At 36.4% G+C, this 15,968-nt stretch carries 18 protein-coding genes, 4 tRNA genes and 1 pseudogene; 21 read left to right on the top strand and 2 right to left on the bottom strand.

The genetic code is table 11. The annotated features are described in order from the left end of the window. Positions 1 to 54: 54 nt before the first annotated feature. The 4 genes from GTH25_RS11375 to GTH25_RS11360 all read left to right on the top strand — a co-directional run bounded on the left by GTH25_RS11375 (position 55) and on the right by GTH25_RS11360 (position 684). Positions 55 to 142, top strand: a tRNA-Ser gene (locus tag GTH25_RS11375). 6 nt (positions 143 to 148) lie between these two features. Then, positions 149 to 224: transfer RNA gene (locus GTH25_RS11370), tRNA-Thr, on the top strand. 290 nt (positions 225 to 514) lie between these two features. Further along, positions 515 to 602: transfer RNA gene (locus GTH25_RS11365), tRNA-Ser, on the top strand. A 6-nt stretch (positions 603 to 608) separates the two neighbouring features. Continuing rightward, positions 609 to 684 (top strand) — tRNA-Thr (locus tag GTH25_RS11360). 72 nt (positions 685 to 756) lie between these two features. Here the strand turns inward: GTH25_RS11360 and GTH25_RS11355 are convergent. After that, positions 757 to 1,197: a hypothetical protein gene (locus GTH25_RS11355; RefSeq protein ID WP_075674219.1), complete on the bottom strand. Its 441-nt coding sequence runs from the start codon at positions 1,195 to 1,197 to the stop codon at positions 757 to 759. A 187-nt stretch (positions 1,198 to 1,384) separates the two neighbouring features. After that, positions 1,385 to 2,122 (bottom strand): LexA family transcriptional regulator, encoded by a 738-nt coding sequence (locus GTH25_RS11350; protein WP_075674218.1) that lies wholly within the window; start codon positions 2,120 to 2,122, stop codon positions 1,385 to 1,387. Between the two features lie 238 nt (positions 2,123 to 2,360). On the opposite strand from GTH25_RS11350, the gene GTH25_RS11345 reads away from it, so the two are divergent. From GTH25_RS11345 to GTH25_RS19370, 17 genes and pseudogenes are all read left to right on the top strand, one after another. Next, entirely contained in the window at positions 2,361 to 3,176 is an 816-nt protein-coding gene (locus tag GTH25_RS11345; protein ID WP_099660645.1) for an antitermination protein Q, read from the top strand. A gap of 363 nt (positions 3,177 to 3,539) precedes the next feature. Then, positions 3,540 to 3,848, top strand: coding sequence for a phage holin, lambda family (locus tag GTH25_RS11340; RefSeq protein WP_075674216.1), 309 nt, complete (start codon positions 3,540 to 3,542; stop codon positions 3,846 to 3,848). Beyond that, positions 3,841 to 4,245, top strand: a complete 405-nt coding sequence (locus tag GTH25_RS11335) for a structural protein (RefSeq protein ID WP_075674215.1) — start codon at positions 3,841 to 3,843, stop codon at positions 4,243 to 4,245. The genes GTH25_RS11340 and GTH25_RS11335 overlap by 8 nt, the downstream gene beginning before the upstream one ends. Continuing rightward, positions 4,242 to 4,691: a lysis system i-spanin subunit Rz gene (locus GTH25_RS11330; RefSeq protein ID WP_099660644.1), complete on the top strand. Its 450-nt coding sequence runs from the start codon at positions 4,242 to 4,244 to the stop codon at positions 4,689 to 4,691. The genes GTH25_RS11335 and GTH25_RS11330 overlap by 4 nt, the downstream gene beginning before the upstream one ends. A 95-nt stretch (positions 4,692 to 4,786) precedes the next feature. Continuing rightward, positions 4,787 to 5,299 carry a phage gateway protein gene (locus tag GTH25_RS11325; RefSeq protein WP_164530574.1) on the top strand — a complete coding sequence of 171 codons (513 nt, stop codon included), beginning with the start codon at positions 4,787 to 4,789 and terminating at the stop codon, positions 5,297 to 5,299. Positions 5,300 to 5,307: 8 nt separating this feature from the next. After that, positions 5,308 to 6,795, top strand: a complete 1,488-nt coding sequence (locus GTH25_RS11320; protein ID WP_164530573.1) for a DUF3383 domain-containing protein — start codon at positions 5,308 to 5,310, stop codon at positions 6,793 to 6,795. 10 nt (positions 6,796 to 6,805) lie between these two features. Continuing rightward, on the top strand, positions 6,806 to 7,258 hold the full coding sequence (locus GTH25_RS11315) for a phage tail fiber protein (RefSeq protein WP_075674211.1): 453 nt from the start codon (positions 6,806 to 6,808) through the stop codon (positions 7,256 to 7,258). Positions 7,259 to 7,320: 62 nt separating this feature from the next. Further along, complete coding sequence (locus GTH25_RS11310) at positions 7,321 to 7,779, top strand: hypothetical protein (RefSeq protein ID WP_075674210.1); 459 nt, start codon at positions 7,321 to 7,323, stop codon at positions 7,777 to 7,779. 82 nt (positions 7,780 to 7,861) lie between these two features. Beyond that, positions 7,862 to 10,165, top strand: coding sequence for a phage tail family protein (locus GTH25_RS11305; protein ID WP_075674209.1), 2,304 nt, complete (start codon positions 7,862 to 7,864; stop codon positions 10,163 to 10,165). 2 nt (positions 10,166 to 10,167) lie between these two features. Next, positions 10,168 to 10,650: a phage baseplate protein gene (locus GTH25_RS11300; RefSeq protein ID WP_164530572.1), complete on the top strand. Its 483-nt coding sequence runs from the start codon at positions 10,168 to 10,170 to the stop codon at positions 10,648 to 10,650. Positions 10,651 to 10,668: 18 nt separating this feature from the next. Next, the gene (locus GTH25_RS11295) at positions 10,669 to 10,989 is read left to right on the top strand and encodes a phage baseplate plug family protein (protein ID WP_164530571.1); all 321 of its coding nucleotides are present in this window, start codon (positions 10,669 to 10,671) and stop codon (positions 10,987 to 10,989) included. Then, positions 10,958 to 11,770, top strand: a complete 813-nt coding sequence (locus tag GTH25_RS11290; RefSeq protein WP_164530570.1) for a baseplate hub protein — start codon at positions 10,958 to 10,960, stop codon at positions 11,768 to 11,770. Before GTH25_RS11295 ends, GTH25_RS11290 begins: the two co-directional genes overlap by 32 nt. 2 nt (positions 11,771 to 11,772) lie before the next feature. Continuing rightward, positions 11,773 to 12,465, top strand: a complete 693-nt coding sequence (locus GTH25_RS11285) for a Gp138 family membrane-puncturing spike protein (RefSeq protein ID WP_075674205.1) — start codon at positions 11,773 to 11,775, stop codon at positions 12,463 to 12,465. Further along, entirely contained in the window at positions 12,462 to 12,806 is a 345-nt protein-coding gene (locus GTH25_RS11280; RefSeq protein WP_075674204.1) for a contractile injection system sheath initiator, read from the top strand. The genes GTH25_RS11285 and GTH25_RS11280 overlap by 4 nt, the downstream gene beginning before the upstream one ends. After that, the gene (locus tag GTH25_RS11275; RefSeq protein WP_164530569.1) at positions 12,799 to 13,986 is read left to right on the top strand and encodes a baseplate J/gp47 family protein; all 1,188 of its coding nucleotides are present in this window, start codon (positions 12,799 to 12,801) and stop codon (positions 13,984 to 13,986) included. The genes GTH25_RS11280 and GTH25_RS11275 overlap by 8 nt, the downstream gene beginning before the upstream one ends. Further along, positions 13,983 to 14,639: a DUF2612 domain-containing protein gene (locus GTH25_RS11270; protein WP_164530568.1), complete on the top strand. Its 657-nt coding sequence runs from the start codon at positions 13,983 to 13,985 to the stop codon at positions 14,637 to 14,639. The genes GTH25_RS11275 and GTH25_RS11270 overlap by 4 nt, the downstream gene beginning before the upstream one ends. Positions 14,640 to 14,644: 5 nt before the next feature. Beyond that, a pseudogene (locus tag GTH25_RS19370) lies at positions 14,645 to 15,025 on the top strand (hypothetical protein); the annotation flags it as partial. Positions 15,026 to 15,968 lie beyond the last annotated feature (943 nt).

Genomic DNA, 15,968 nt, shown 5'->3' with positions numbered 1-15,968 from the left:
TTTTACAATCGGAGCTAGACAGCGGGGTCAGAGATAGGCATAATTCCGCGCTATGGAAGGATGGCCGAGTGGCTGAAGGCAGCGGTCTTGAAAACCGCCGATGGGAAACCATCCTAGAGTTCGAATCTCTATCCTTCCGCCAGAATTAGCCGGCTTAGCTCAGTTGGTAGAGCAACTGACTTGTAATCAGTAGGTCACCAGTTCGACTCCGGTAGCCGGCACCATATAAGAACCCGTTATCTCGTAAGAGATAGCGGGTTTTTTCTTATCTATCATTCTATTTTTCACTTTCCCTCTTATTTATTTTTATTTAATTCCTTTTGGATTACTCCATTTATCTCTCGATATCACTGTGATTTTTTATCTATAGTTATCAAAAATTAACCATTATATTAGTGGGTTAGCATTTTTTAAGCAAAAAGCGTTTGAAGATTGAGCAAACAGATAAAAAAGTCATTTTTTTTACAATCAGGACTAGACAGCGGGGCCAGAGATAGGCATAATTCCGCGCTATGGAAGGATGGCCGAGTGGCTGAAGGCAGCGGTCTTGAAAACCGCCGATGGGAAACCATCCTAGAGTTCGAATCTCTATCCTTCCGCCAGAATTAGCCGGCTTAGCTCAGTTGGTAGAGCAACTGACTTGTAATCAGTAGGTCACCAGTTCGACTCCGGTAGCCGGCACCATATAAGAACCCGTTATCTCGCAAGAGATAGCGGGTTTTTTCTTTGATAAATTTAAATTTTGATTAACTCATGTCATTTGCTAATTGACATCACTTCCCAGTACTTAGTTGTTTCATTTTGGATATAAACAAAGAATTTGCTGTTGATGATAAATATAGCAATGCTTCGGTTAAAGCCTTTAACGAAGCTAAACGTATTTGTAGAGGTTAATTTTCCACTATCTTGTATTAAGAAAAGCTCAAAATATTTGTTTTCTGTTGAAATGCAACATAAATACTGTTTACCTGTGACTGCATCATAAGCAATGCTCATATAATCATAATAATATGCAAAAGTACCACTATCAGCTAAAGGGTCACGGATCAGTTTGCCTGATGGGTGAACTGTTCTTGTCATATATTCTTTATCCTTACTCATGGAAAGTAAGTAAGTATTACCATCAGCATTAAATGAAATATTGGTAGGATAAAATTTATTCTCAGTATCTGAGTCAGTTACTATAAGTTTAGTCATTTTAGTTCTCCTATTGAATGAAGTTTTATTTTTTACTTTTTTTATGGTTTTTAAAATAATAAAATTCAATAGGAACTTTATAAGAAAAATATTGTTTAACAAGTTGATTTTATTGAATAATAATATTATGGTTCAATGTTATAAAAATATTAGACCATAATATTATAAAGCCACTTTTTATAATAAACTACCAACCCATCACGGACCAATTAAATACTCGGCCCAAAATTTTTACTTCTTCTAATGTAGAACGCTCATCTGGGTAATCAATAGTGTTATAGCTACGGATGATTATGGTGTTATTGGGAAGTCGATGTAAAATTTTGACTCTCAAAAGATCACCTTGTTGAATAGCATAAATACCGCCATCAACAATTTTTGTATGTCCTGTACTGATAGTGACAATTGAACCATCAGGGATAACAGGGGACATACTGTCACCATGAACTTTAAAAGCAACGGCATCACTAGGTTGAACGCCATAGCGATTAAATGTAGAACGAGAAAATCTCAATAACTCCACCTTTTGATTATCTGTGGTACAACTTCCGAAACCGGCAGCTAATTCAATAGTAGTATAGAAGGGGATCTCAACTTCATCTCGTTCTATCGGTGTATTATTATCCCAATCATCAACAGGTGTCATTTCATTGACTGAAACACCATCGTTTCTTTTTGCTCCTCGCCCATATTCTAACCATTCTGCTCGAACATCGAGCCATTGACTTAATGCTAAAATATTCGTTGGATCGGGAATTGATTCACTATTTAGCCATTTCCACACTGCTGGAGCACTGACTTTTATACCTTGTTCAGCAAGTGCATCTGTAATTCTTTTACCTAACCCACGACCAGCAATCCCTGAATCTAAACAAGCTTCTTGAAGCCTTTTTGTGAACTCCGTTTTATTATCGATTTTAACCATTAGTTAATTTCCTTTGCTGCTTGACGTCACCTTGGTTAAAATATAGCATTAACTATTAGTTAATAAAAGTGCAAAAAGCACAAGAAATTAACTAAATAAACCAAAACAAGAGTGGTAAGTAAAAATCACGTTGAGATAACGCCGTAAAATGCGGGTGATTTAGATGCATAAATGCCATGCCTTGTCGTGGTACATGGATGACCAATGAGTAGTGATAGGAAATCAACAGGAGCATTAAATGAGACTAGCAGACTTACCTAAATATTTTTCACCAAAAAGCATTGTATTAAGTGATGTGAGAACTGTTAAAGCGGTAGATTCACTCTCAGTAACCGATGTAATGACATCAATTAGCCTAGCAACGCGAAAAGGACGCATGGGAATAGAATTGTTTTTAGCTAAACATAGTATTAGTAACCCAAGCGAAGCGATAGAAAGCCTTTACCAATATGCATTAACCCAAGCTTATCAATATAAAGCGATTGATAAATTAACTGAAAACGATAAAGCTAAAGTTTTGCAGATCATTGCTAATTATGCTTTTCAAGATTACGCAAGAAGTGCTGCAAGTAAGAAAGCGTGTCCTGATTGTAGTAACGGATTTATTGAGGTTGAAGTTTTTACCACTAAAAGCTACACCTCAAAATCGGTTAAAGAGCTTGAGCAAAATCTCAAAGATGATCTTAAAGTTAAACCAATAAATAAGACTTCTTACCGTGAAGTGAGAGAGATAACTCGAGTTATTTGCCCTACATGTAAGGGAAAAGCCGAAATTCGTTTGGCATGTCGTTGTCATGGACGTGGTCAAGTTTTAGATAAAAAAGAGAGTCAAAAACAGAGTATGCCTGTTTTCAAACCTTGTAATCAATGTTTAGGACGTGGATATCCTCGTCTAAAATTCAGCGAAGTATTAGAACAAGTACAAACGGTAGTGAGTGTTTCTAAAACTGTTGCCTACAGTAATTATAAGCCGTTATTTGAACTTTTAGTTGAAGAATGCTTTAAAGAAGAGTCCTTGTCAGAAAAAATTCTTCAAGAAGTAACTGTTAAGTAATAATTTTCTATATTTATTTCTAGTTGTAGAAATTAGTTATTGACCTTCAGGAAAAAAAAGCATACTATATCCCCACAGTGAGAGATTTGTATCTAAAGACCTCACAACAGAATATAAAGAGCCTCACTTCGGTGGGGTTTTTTTGTTTCTCGATTTTCTTAACTAATATAAATTAATGATATCTGTTAAATTTTATCTTCAATTAAAGACCACAATGTGGTCTTTTTTTATATTCTCCATTTATCTAATTAGATAAATAAAACATAAAGATACTCATATTAAAACAGTGCTTAAATTTAAGTGCTGTAGATGAGTATATGATTTATTACAGTTCCTCCTATTGGAGGTAAGCCATGAGAAACAATGAAAGAAAATCCAGATCTATGGGAACAGGTATTTATTGTTCTTTCTTCAATGAAAGAGCAAGGAATATCAGCCTCTCTAGCTGGAGGAATGGCTATTCTTCGAGGTTTATATAACGGCGGAGGATGGAAAAAAACCTCTATAGATGGGCTGATGTGTGCAATGTTTGCTTGGTTCGTAAAAGACATCTTAATTTTATTTAATATTAATCATGAGTTTGCTTACTTAGCCAGTGTATTTATTGGCTATGTTGGAGTGGATTCCGTGAGTAAACTCCTTAAAGGGAGAGCAGGAGTTAAAAATGGCTAAAATAGCACGAGGTGAGCGTAATCATAATCCGGGTAATATCCGGCATGGTTCGAAATGGCAGGGATTATCCGTTGAGCAAACAGATAAAGATTTTTGTCAATTTATTTCACCTGAATATGGTATACGAGCTATCTACAAATTATTACAAACTTACCAAAAAAAATATGGTTTAAATACCATTAGAACGATTATTAATCGTTATGCTCCACCTAACGAAAATAATACAGCAGGCTATATTAGCCGAGCATCAAAAGAAATTGGTATTGATGCTAACAACCCAATTAATACACAATTAAAAAATATCACCATTCCTTTAGCAGTTGCTATTGTCAATATTGAACTTGGCTATCAACCTTATTCAGAGAAAGTTTTTGAAGATGCCTGGTTGATGCTATGAATTATTTATCAAAAATAATGCTAATAGCGATTTTATGCTTAGGAATAGTATTACTCTGGTTAATTGATAAAAACAAATCTTTGCAACAGGAATACGACAATATTAATCAATCTCTTATTCAGCAGATTGCAGAAAATAAAGATTATCAATTAAGAATAAATCGGCTTAATCAACTTGATAATCGACATTTACAGGAACTTGTTCATGCAAGAAAAGAAATTGATCAGCTGCGTGATATTAGTAAGCGTGCTCCTGAGCGGGTGTATATCAAAGCAGAGTGTCCTAAAGCCTCAGCCACTCCCACCACCAGCTTGGTTAATGCAAACTCCGCCAGACCTACTGACACCGCTATCCGAAATTATTGGATACTCAGAGAACGAATTGCTCAGTCAGAACAGATCATTTTAGGTTTACAAGATTATATTAGCCAAGAATGTATTAATTAAAAATCCATTTAAGTAATTTATAATAAATAAAATATTTATAAACAAAATGGATTAAATATTTTTAAAGAAAAGGAGAGTTATATTAAGGAGGTGAAATGAAAGATAATGATATTAATATTGCCATTCGTGAACAACTATTAAAACAATTCAAATCAGCAGATATTAATGTTGATGTTATTGCTGGTTTTCAGCCAGAAAAAATACAAGATAATAATATTATTATGTTTTTCCCTATAAAGGAGGTTGGCCAAGGTTGGCAAAAAAGAAATTATAATATTCAGGGTAATAATGCAAATCATAAAGAGCAACAACTGTTTGAATTAACACTTCAGGTACAAGGTTTTATTAAACAACATTCAAATTTAACAGCAGGTGATTTAGTTAGAATGACTCGAATGATTATTAATTCGCTGTCTTTTGTTGAATCAATGAGAAAAGTGGGAATAGGGATACAACGAGCGAGCGAAATTAGACGATCGCCAATAATAAATGCTGGAAATAGCTATGAGCATAATCCTTCATTTGATTTTAATATCACATTTTCCAGCACTTTATCTTTAGACACTGCTGCTACAAATTTACTTATTTCTAATCTATATCGTATTTAAGGATAAATATGTCTATTAAACAAACTCGCTATATTGATATTGCGAGCGCGATTGTTGGTGCATCGGCTGCACCTATGCGCAAACTTACAGCTCGTATTTTCTCAACAAATCCTAAAATTCCAGCGGGGAAAGTGCTTGAATTTGCCAGTGGGCAAGTGGATGAGTTGCTTGGCGCAGGATCACTAGAAGCTAAATTCGCTCGTCAATATTTTAGTTATGTTAGTCCTGCGCCTATTAGCAAACCTAAAGAGCTACAAATTGCTTCTTTTGAACCTGTAGGTCGGGCACCGACATTATTTGGTACACCAGCAGCAACACTTGATAAATTAAAGCAAATTGAAGAAGGGACACTGAGTTTAACTATTGGTGATATATCCAAAAATATTACGGGTATTTCACTGACTGAGATTGAGTCTTACGCAGATGTTGCTTCTCTTATTCAAGCAAAACTAAACGCTGAAAGTGAGCCTCAATTTGCAAGTTGCTACGTTACTTTTAATGCGCTTGATGGTGCTTTCTTGATGAGTGGTGGTGTACAAGAAAAAGCGACGATCACTATGGAACATTCGCCTTTAGCTGATGCTATGGGATTAAGTGACGGAGAGGCATCTGAAGGTAATGTTGCACAAACAGCTCTTCAAGCATTTATCGCTGCCGAAGCGATTTCTGATTCATTTGGTAGTGCGACATTCTTAACCGAGCTTTCGGTAGAGCAAAGTGTTGAGCTCGCAGAGTACATTGCAGGTGAAAATGTAAAATATCAGCTCTATTTGTCAGTTCCAGATAAACAAGCTGAAATTTACAGTAAAGCATTAATTGGTACGGCATCAACAGGCTTAAATTTAAAAACAGATGACGGCTTTTTTGTTCAAGCTCTACCTATGGCAATTATGGCGGCAACAGATTTTGATCGCACAAACGCGACTACTAACTATATGTATCGCCAATTTGGTATCACTTTCCCATCTCAAGTTAAGACAGATATTGCAGCTGATCGATTAGATAAATTACGCGTGAACTACTACGGTGAAACGGCTGTTACTGGTACTGATATTAGTTTCTATCAACGTGGTTTTTTATGTGGAAATGCCTCTAATCCATTAGATATGAGTGTTCATACTAATGAGCAATGGCTAAAAGCCTATATTGCACAGCAGTGGTTGAGTCTATTACTTTCAACTCGCGGGATCCCCGCTAATAAAGATGGAGAAGCAAGAGCCATGATGGTTATTGCCGGCGCTGTCACGAAAGCATTAAACAATGGCACTATTCTTACCAGTAAAATGCTGACTGAAGTACAAAAAATCGCAATTACAGATGCAGCAGGTGATGATTTAGCGTGGCACGATGTACAAAACAAAGGTTATTGGTACAACGCTGAAATCGTTGAAGAAACAGGTCCTTCAAATTTACCAGAATACACTATGAAATATGTATTAATTTATGGTAAAGGCGATTGGGTTCGTAAAGTTGAAGGCTCACATAATTTAGTTTAAGGAACAAACAATGAACGATATTTCAGCAACAGGTTTGAGTTTAATTATTCAGGCAAGTAACACATTTCCTGCAGGTATTCCTATTACCACATTTTCGGATGAGGGTGATCCATTAGATTTACCGGCTGTCGATATTACAGCAACCGCAGTAGATATTAATGGTAATTTAGTGAGTTGGTCGGCACCTACACCTCAAACTGTGACAATCAACGTATTAGCAGGTAGCGAAGAAGATGAAAACTTGGCTATTTTGCTTGATGCAAATACAGCAAGACGAGGACGTCGTCATGCAAGCGATATTATTACACTAGTGGCTTCTTATGGTGATGGTTCTATTACCACTGCTCGTAATGGCAGAATTACTAATGGTAGCCGTGGTAATTCAATATCAAACAATGCTCGCCTTAAATCTAAGCAATACACCTTTATTTTCCAAGACTTTGATCGTGTCAGAGCACGTTAATTTTTAGCGTTATTCATTTAATGTAATGGCGACTTCGGTCGCCTTTTTTATGGAATTTAATTATGTTAATTAAACCAAAAGAGATCACTGTTATTGATAGTGATCGTGAAGAACACACTTTTATTATTAGCCGATTACCTGCAACGATTGGACGAGAAATTCTTGCTAAATACCCTTTATCAAATGCACCCAAAATTGGTGATTATGAAGTTAGCAAAGAAGCCATGTTAAAAATGATGGCTTATGTTGCAATCGAAAAAGAAGGGCAAGAAATTTATCTAAAAACCAGCACATTAATTGATAATCATGTACCCGATGGAGAAGCTTTGATCCGTCTTGAGCTCGAAATGTTGAAGTACAATACCAGTTTTTTCGGCAAAGACGGGAGCCAAAATTTCCTACAATACCTTCTAGGCAAGTTCAGCGGTTCTCTCCCGTCGATTATAAAAACGCTGATGGCTTCTTTGCAGTCATCATCTCCGCGGGTTTCGCCTCCTTCACAGAACTCAAAACAACCATAGATCTAGAAGAAGCCTTTGATCTGTGGGAGATCGCGATTACTAATCGTTATAACGAGGCGCTTGCCGCGTCAAAGGAGAGATAATGTCTCTATTACAGGTATTTTCTCAGGTACTGATGTTGGAGGCTGAAGTATCTGATAGTGCATTAGCAAATATCAGAAAATCGGCAGATGAAATCCTTGTTGAGATGAAAAATATTGAGCAGGGTGTTTCAGACGGTATCACTAGTTTCTATAATTTTGTTCAAGAAATTCATCTCAATCTTGGTGAATTACCCGAAGATCATGACATAAGTATTTCATTTAATAGTGATGAAATTACAAGTGCTTCTGTAATCGTTGAAAATTCAATTCAAAGCATTGTTAAAAGCGCGCTAATGGGAACGCAAGAGTTTGATAAATTCTTGCAAGAAATCTTAGTGGGTATGTTGGGCTTATCACTTGATGAACCAATAAATATTGATCTTAATATTAGTGAAACTCAAGATAAAATTAATTCAGTAACACAAAGTATTGATTTTCTAAAAAGTTCTATGTCGGTATTAGATTATCAAAGAGGATTGGTTAATAACAATGGTGTGGCTGAAGCCCATATTTTAGCAAGTCTCAATGCTGAATATGATGCAATGGAGGATCAACTATCCTCATTGAATAATGAATTGGGATCTTTAACTGAAGCCGAGAAGAAAAATAAAGAAAGTAAAATTGCTATTGATGCGCTCATTAAGCAATTAGGCGCCGATTACGATACTTTTATTGGCACAATGCAAACACAAGGCATTAAGGCTGCGGTCGAAGAAGCTAAAGCTCAACGTCGATTAGGTGAGAGTGTTGATGAAACAGGTAAGAGCTATCAAAAAACCGTAGAGAAAATGAAGGATTATGTTCTTAACGCTATGGGGGTTAAGGATATTACGGGAGCTTTACAAAAGGTTTTCACTGCTTCATTAGATCGTGCCAAAGAAATAGAGTCATTAGATAAACTAAGTAAGAAGATAGGTATCGCGGCTATCGATATCGATGCTTTTTCCGGTGCTATGGCTGAAATGGGAGGAACAAAAGAAGCCGCTCAAGCCGATTTAACTGCAATGGCAAATGCATTTACTGATACAGAAGATCCTATCGAACAACTATTAAAAACAGCAGACAAAGTCAAAGGAATGAGCTTTGAAGGAGCCCAAAAAGAGCTGGAAAAATTGGGTGTTGTGGATGAAAAAACCATTGAATTAATGATGAAAGGCCGGGAAGAATTAGAGCGCACAATGGGGGTGCAAAAACAATTCTCTGGCATTAATGATGAAAGTATCGAAAGTTCTATTCAACTTAATGCAGTAATGAATAAGTTTGATCAATTAGCAGCACAATTAAAAAACAACTTTTTGGAGATAATCATTCCTGTTCTTGCAAAAGGAATAACGTGGTTTGATAAATTAGTTAGTTTCTGTATTGAGAATAAAGATTTTGTTATCGGTTTTTTTTCCGCGATTGGTAGCGCTGTTGCTATTTATTATCTGCCCGCGATGATATCTGCGGCAGTTGCTACACTTGCTACAGCACTTCCTATATTAGCTATTGCAGCGGTTATTGGTCTCTTAGCGACGGCATTTAAACTCGTCTATGACGATATTATGAATTTTATTAGTGGTAATGATTCAATGATAGGCAGCATTTTGGATCAATACCCAGCGCTTAAAGACGCAATAATGGTTGTATGGGAAGCTTGGCAAACTTTTGTTCAATCTTTAAAGATTGCTTCAAAGGTTCTTGCGGAACAATTTATTGCTGCTTGGAATTATATATCTGACGCATTTAACCAATTTGTTATAGCGCTTAATGCGGGCATTAATAATATTATCGAGTGGGGGCAATCGATAATTAGTGTCTTTATTTTTGTCTCTGATGCAGTGGTTAGTGTATTTAGTTGGATGTGGGAATATATAGAGAAAATATTAGGTTGGGTTAATGAGGGGATTGATTCCATAAAGGGGATTTGGCAATCAGCAAAAAGCTTTTTGGGAATGGAAGATGACGAGAAAGAGGTCACTGTTGTTCAAAAAGTAGAGCGAAAATTATCTGATGAAGGTAGTCTCAATTATACCCTGCCACAGTCAAATCCAACGATGCGATATTATAATCCAATACAAGATGTAAATGCGTTAAATAATGGATTAACACTATCTTCAACAAATAGTTTAAACCCAATGACTAGCCAAATGATCAGTAACCAATCAAGCATTAAAAATGAAAATAATGTTCAAATTGGTGAAATCAGAGTTGAAACACAAGCCACTGATGGCGTTGCTGTTGCTAAAGTTCTTGATGAGACATTGAAAAATAAAGCCTCTAAAGAAATATCAGAGCATTATTCTAGCGGAGGGAAGGCTTAACTATGATAACGGAAGTTAGAATTTTTGATTTAGAGTCATTCACAACGCTATTTGATAGCGTTAATCCGATGAAAGTTTCAATTACTGATAGTCATCAAGTCATTAAATTTGCGGTTGAAAATGGCGAAAATCGTAGCGACCACGTCATTATTAATCCTATTAATATAGGTGTCGAGTTACTATTAACGGGTGATATTGCGGATCGTTATTCTATTATAAAGCAGCTTTATGACGAACATACATTAGTGGGAATTCAAACTAGAGTCAGAACCTATCAACCAATGTTGTTAGAAAGTTTGACTCACGATGAAGATCCCCAAAAAGTGAATGCCATCGAATTAAAACTTAAATTTACAGAATGGAAAACAATAGTGCCCGAATATAATAAAAAATCCTCTAAATCGACCAAAAAACCAAAACAAACCTCAACAGTTAATCGTGGTAATGTCAAAAGTAAAAAATCAACACAAGCAGGAAAAAAATAAAAATAGGAGATAGATAAAATGCAAGTTATTCCATTACAAGCTATTCCTAATCAGCGATTTTCTATCGAAATAGCCGGTGTTGATTGGACATTTACGCTAAAAGTCGCTAATCAAACAATGTTTTTTGATATTGAGCGAGATAGTGAAGTGCTTATTACAGGTATTCGCTTAGTTGCTAATACACCTATTATCCCTTATCGATATTTAAACCAGGGGATTAATTTAATGTTTCTAACAGAAAATGATGCTTTACCGTGGTATGAGGAATTTACAAAAACACAATCATTAGTGTATTGGAGTAATGAAGATGGAGCTTCGGCGAATAAGGGTGGGGATTGAGGTCGGTGAAAGGCTTCAATGGTATGAAGGATTGCGTATATCAGCAGGAGGAAAGAAATATGCAAATCCATTACAAAACGAATGTAAAATCGCTATTACAGGGCTTAATACCGAAACAAGAGATTATTTGCTGACGGAAACAAGTCCTTATAATAAAAATAAGCAAGTTCGACGACTTTATTTAGAAGTTGGTCGAATTAACTCTGGGCTATTCTCACTTTTTATTGGCGATATTGTCAGTGCAGAAATAGACTCTCCTCCGGATGTCACCGTAACGTTATCTGCAAAAACTAGCCACCATTGTTCTGGAAAAATTATTTCTTCTAGTGGTGGCGCAATTCAAAAATTGAGTGAAATCGCGTTAACCATTGCTAATGATTGTGGCGTGAAATTGGATTTTCAGGCAACCGATAAGAATATTGCTAATTGGTATTATTGTGGCTCTGCATTACATCAAATAGAGCGTTTACAAGAGTCGGGAAATGTTAAAGCTTTTATTGATGATGATACGTTATTTGTAAAAGATGATGATAAAGCATTAAAAAGCCGATTTCGTATTTTGAATATGAATTCAGGCATGATTGGCATTCCCAAAGCCACTGAGAGTGGCTTAACGGTGAGTTATCTTATCGATAGCACATCTGAACTAGGCGGAATGCTTCGCCTCGATAGCAAATTAAATACCTCACTAAATGGTGACTACATTATTGAGCAACTTGAATTTAAAGTTGCTTCACATGATGCAGATTTCACTTATACCGCAACGTGTAAACGAGCTTAATTATGAGTAAACCCAATAATGATATTGCCAGTGTTGGTTCACTGGCAGGGGCTTTTTCGTCTGCATTTCGCCATTTAATGATGAATACAGATGATATGTTACCCGCAACCGTCATTAATTATGATGAGCAAACTAATCGAGCCATGATCAAACCTTTGGTCATGATGTTGACTACGGATGATGAAAAAATCTCTCGGGCACCGGTTGCTAATATTCCCGTGTTTCGATTTGGTGGTGGAGGTTTTTTTATTAGAGCGCCAATTAAACCGGGTGACTTTGGCTGGCTAAAGGCGAGTGATCGCGATATTAGCCTTATTTTTCAACGTGGTGGTTTGGAAGATCAACCCAATACAACACGATTACATTCGTTTAGTGATGCTATGTTTTTTCCTGATACGATCAAAGGATGGGCGATTGATGGGGAGAATATTGATGCCTTGGTTATTCAGTCAATGGATGGTTCAGTCTGTTTCTCTCTTCATAACGATAAAGTTGTATTAGAAGCCCCAAAATATGAAATCAATGCACCTGAAACGATATTTACTGGCAATGTGACGGTTAATGGTAATTACGCCGTAAATGGTAATAGTGATTCACAAGGTGGAGTGATGCGCCATAACGGAAAGGATATCGGCTCAACACATACTCATAGTGGAGTGCAATCAGGGAAAGATAATACAGGGAGTCCAATATGAGGACATTTTCAATAAATCAGCAGAATGATTTTGCGATAGGTGCTGATGGTAACCTTCAAATTTGCGACAACGATGAAGCTGTAAAAAACGTTTGTCAGCATTTTATTAAAGCTGTACGCGGTGAAATGCTACATAAAAAAGATAAAGGAATTCCTTATTGGTCAGCAACGTTTAGTCGACAAGTAGATATACCTTTATTTGAAATGGCATTTCGACAACGTATTGCAGAAATAGAGGAAGTTGTTGCTATCACTTATTTCCATGCTTTTCTAGAAGAGGGGACATTGAAATATCAGGCAGATATACGCACGATATATGGAGGATTTACATTGAATGGCTGACTATCGTTATATTAATAATAAAGGGGTGATTGTTCCAGACACATCGACGTTACGAAATAATGTCGAAGATGAATTTCGCGCTGTATTTGGTCAATCTATTAATTTATCGCCAGAAACCCCACAAGGGGTATTGGCAACTATGGAAATTGAAAATAGAGATGCCATTGTTCGTAATAATGCTGAGCTCGCAAATCAAATAAATCCCGATATTGCTGGTGGTGTTTTTCTCGATGCAATTTGGGCGTTAATGGGCGGAGAGCGTATTAATGCCACACATTCCTATTTAAGTGACGTCGAGTTTACTGGTATCCCCGGTACTATTATTCCTAAAGGCTCTCAGGCTCTCACAATAACAGGTGCTACCTTTGAAACGTTATCACCATTAATTATCGCTAATAACGGGAAAATTAAAGGCGATATGCGAGCCAAAGAATATGGCCCTATTGCTTGTGGCGTTGGGCAATTAAATAAAGTAGCAAGTTCTGTATTAGGATGGGAAAAAGTGAATAACTTAACCCATGCTGTTGTTGGTCGCCATGCTGAGTCAGATATAAAGGCAAGGCGTCGGCGTAAACAAACATTAGCTAAAAATACCGTCAGTGTTGCAGAAGCGATTACCTCTTCGTTATATGAATTAGAGGGAGTTAATTCCCTTTCTTTTCGTGAAAATTTTAATGATAAAGCGTTGGTTGTCGATGGTATCTCATTATTACCTCACAGCATTTATGTGTGTGTAGAAGGTGGAGATAGCCATGAAATTGCTAAATCATTATTAAGAACAAAAACAATAGGCGCTGCATTTAATGGTGATATTGAAATAAATGTAATAGAGCCAGCAAGTGAGCAAGAATATCCTATTAAGTTTTCACGCCCGAAAGAAGTGCCTGTGTTTTGCCGTGTTTCTGTAAAAAAATCCAATATTGATGCGCAAACCATTATTCCTAATGCGTTAGAGAAATGGGTTCAGGGCGAAATAGATGGAGATAATGGGTTGGTGGTTGGGCGAGAAATTTCTCCTTTTGAAATTTCAGCAGCGGTTAATGCGGTTGAGCCTCATTTATTTGTCACTAAAGTTGAGCTTTCAACAGATGGAAAAAATTGGAATGTTGCATTAATTCCTATCAAACTTAATCAAATTGCCCGATTACCAAAAGGGGCAGTACAAGTGGTGATCGTATGAATATTCAAGAATTTGATTTTCATTCTGATCTACTAAAAGCAGTCCTCTGGCAATATGAAAACGCAGATAAATTAAAAGCATTAGCACATTTAAAAGCTATTTACTTTAATCAATCTACGGTTACTTTTTGGCAAAACTGGTATCGAGATATCTTTAATATTGATACAGCTAACGATTTTGGTTTATCAGTATGGTCACGTATTTTAGATGTACCTTTAGGTATCGATATTCCTCCTAGTGATAAAAACAAAATAGGTTTTGGTTTTGGTAAAAAGAAAACCAATTTTAAAGCAAATTTTCGACGAAATGCTGATTACACTTTATCGCTGACTTTAGATCAAAAAAGAATGCTGGTGAGAATGCGTTATTTCAATCTCACTCAAAGTCCTACCGTAACCAATATTAATGAATTTCTTAAACGTTTTTTCTGGCGTGAGGATAGCAAGGTTTTTGTGCTCGATCCTTTTGATATGACGTATATGTATTACGTTTTTAATTTTAATCCAGATGAACGTTTACGCCTTTTATTAGAAAACTTCGATTTAATGCCTCGCCCTTCAGGTGTAGGTGTCAAATATCGCATCATAACCAAAAAAGCTTTTGGTTATGGTCAATATCGTAAAAACTTTCTGAAGAGTAATTTCGGAGAATAATCCCTATGACTAAAATATTTAAAACCCCCTTTGCAACACAAGGGGATAAAACAGTTGTACCTGTTGAAATACAATCTGATGGTTCTGTGTCTTATACACAAGGTTATGGTTATGATTATGAACGTGACCAAGTGACTGATCCGGCTGCAAAAGATATTGAACGTGAAAAAATGAATAGTTTATTTCACGATATCACCGAGTCTATTGGTGAAATGCAATTGCAGGGTTTTGCTAAGTGGTCGGAAGCGGGGAAACCTTACCCTATTCGTAGTGTGGTTTATCATAAAAATAAAGTTTGGCAGTCTAAAATTGAAAATAATAATGTTGAGCCAGTCGCAGGTAATGCATGGATTGAATTAAAAGCTGATATTAATGCAAATGATGTAGGTGCTTATTCTAAAGGTGATGCAGATAAACGTTTTCAACCTGTAGGTAAATATCAAGCTGAAGGCTATGGTTATTCAAAAGCAGAATCTGATACCAAATATCAACCTAAAGGGAATTATGCCCCAGCTGGAAATTATGCTAACAAAGGGGAAAGCTATACCAAAGTAGAATCGGATGGTAAATATCAGCCAAAAGGAAGTTATCAGCCTGCGGGAAATTATGCGACTAAAGGCGAAAGCTATACTAAAGCAGAATCTGATAGTAAATATCAGGGAAAAGGGAATTACCAAGCAGCGGGTTATAGTTACTCAAAATCTGAAGCGGATAATAAATATCAAGCTAAAGGTAACTATGTGACTACGGCACGAAAAGTCAATAATAAGCCATTAAGTGGTGATGTGACGGTAACATCGCAAGATATTTTTAATGGTCAAGCGATCTCAATTGGCGCGAATCAAAATTTAAATAACTATAAAACAGCGGGTATCTATTTTCAGCCTGCAAATGCGAATGCAACAACAAACTTAAATTACCCAGAAGCGATGGCGGGGACATTAATTGTTTTAAAAAATGCAGGCATTACCCAGCTTTATTATGTTTATAACACTAGCCGTATTTATTCTCGTAGCCAGTATGATAAAGGTAATTTTACACCTTGGGCTAAAGAGTTTAATAGTCAAAATAAACCGACAGCAGCTGATGTGGGGGCTTATTCAAAAGGTGAGTCTGATGGAAAATATCAACCGAAAGGGAATTATTTAGCATCGGGTTATAGTTATTCCAAAGGTGAGTCTGATAGTCGGTATGAGAAAAAAGGAATAAGCAAAGGATGGCGTAAAGTTGGTGGCGCGATAGATCGTCATCAAGCCATAGATGTTACAGAGGATATACGTGGAAAAACTATATACTTAAATAGAAATGATGAAGATAAATCTTGGACTT

Origin of the sequence: Proteus terrae subsp. cibarius, from assembly GCF_011045835.1 — a bacterium.
Taxonomy (GTDB): domain Bacteria; phylum Pseudomonadota; class Gammaproteobacteria; order Enterobacterales; family Enterobacteriaceae; genus Proteus; species Proteus cibarius.
This window is presented reverse-complemented; position numbering and strand designations above follow the sequence as displayed.

What these genes read in the sequence shown, in the direction of transcription:
- GTH25_RS11355 (WP_075674219.1), bottom strand. Translation starts at nt 1,197, where the DNA reads ATGACTAAACTTATAGTAACTGACTCAGATACTGAGAATAAATTTTAT.
- GTH25_RS11350 (WP_075674218.1), bottom strand. Translation starts at nt 2,122, where the DNA reads ATGGTTAAAATCGATAATAAAACGGAGTTCACAAAAAGGCTTCAAGAA.
- GTH25_RS11345 (WP_099660645.1), top strand. Translation starts at nt 2,361, where the DNA reads ATGAGACTAGCAGACTTACCTAAATATTTTTCACCAAAAAGCATTGTA.
- GTH25_RS11340 (WP_075674216.1), top strand. Translation starts at nt 3,540, where the DNA reads ATGAAAGAAAATCCAGATCTATGGGAACAGGTATTTATTGTTCTTTCT.
- GTH25_RS11335 (WP_075674215.1), top strand. Translation starts at nt 3,841, where the DNA reads ATGGCTAAAATAGCACGAGGTGAGCGTAATCATAATCCGGGTAATATC.
- GTH25_RS11330 (WP_099660644.1), top strand. Translation starts at nt 4,242, where the DNA reads ATGAATTATTTATCAAAAATAATGCTAATAGCGATTTTATGCTTAGGA.
- GTH25_RS11325 (WP_164530574.1), top strand. Translation starts at nt 4,787, where the DNA reads ATGAAAGATAATGATATTAATATTGCCATTCGTGAACAACTATTAAAA.
- GTH25_RS11320 (WP_164530573.1), top strand. Translation starts at nt 5,308, where the DNA reads ATGTCTATTAAACAAACTCGCTATATTGATATTGCGAGCGCGATTGTT.
- GTH25_RS11315 (WP_075674211.1), top strand. Translation starts at nt 6,806, where the DNA reads ATGAACGATATTTCAGCAACAGGTTTGAGTTTAATTATTCAGGCAAGT.
- GTH25_RS11310 (WP_075674210.1), top strand. Translation starts at nt 7,321, where the DNA reads ATGTTAATTAAACCAAAAGAGATCACTGTTATTGATAGTGATCGTGAA.
- GTH25_RS11305 (WP_075674209.1), top strand. Translation starts at nt 7,862, where the DNA reads ATGTCTCTATTACAGGTATTTTCTCAGGTACTGATGTTGGAGGCTGAA.
- GTH25_RS11300 (WP_164530572.1), top strand. Translation starts at nt 10,168, where the DNA reads ATGATAACGGAAGTTAGAATTTTTGATTTAGAGTCATTCACAACGCTA.
- GTH25_RS11295 (WP_164530571.1), top strand. Translation starts at nt 10,669, where the DNA reads ATGCAAGTTATTCCATTACAAGCTATTCCTAATCAGCGATTTTCTATC.
- GTH25_RS11290 (WP_164530570.1), top strand. Translation starts at nt 10,958, where the DNA reads ATGGAGCTTCGGCGAATAAGGGTGGGGATTGAGGTCGGTGAAAGGCTT.
- GTH25_RS11285 (WP_075674205.1), top strand. Translation starts at nt 11,773, where the DNA reads ATGAGTAAACCCAATAATGATATTGCCAGTGTTGGTTCACTGGCAGGG.
- GTH25_RS11280 (WP_075674204.1), top strand. Translation starts at nt 12,462, where the DNA reads ATGAGGACATTTTCAATAAATCAGCAGAATGATTTTGCGATAGGTGCT.
- GTH25_RS11275 (WP_164530569.1), top strand. Translation starts at nt 12,799, where the DNA reads ATGGCTGACTATCGTTATATTAATAATAAAGGGGTGATTGTTCCAGAC.
- GTH25_RS11270 (WP_164530568.1), top strand. Translation starts at nt 13,983, where the DNA reads ATGAATATTCAAGAATTTGATTTTCATTCTGATCTACTAAAAGCAGTC.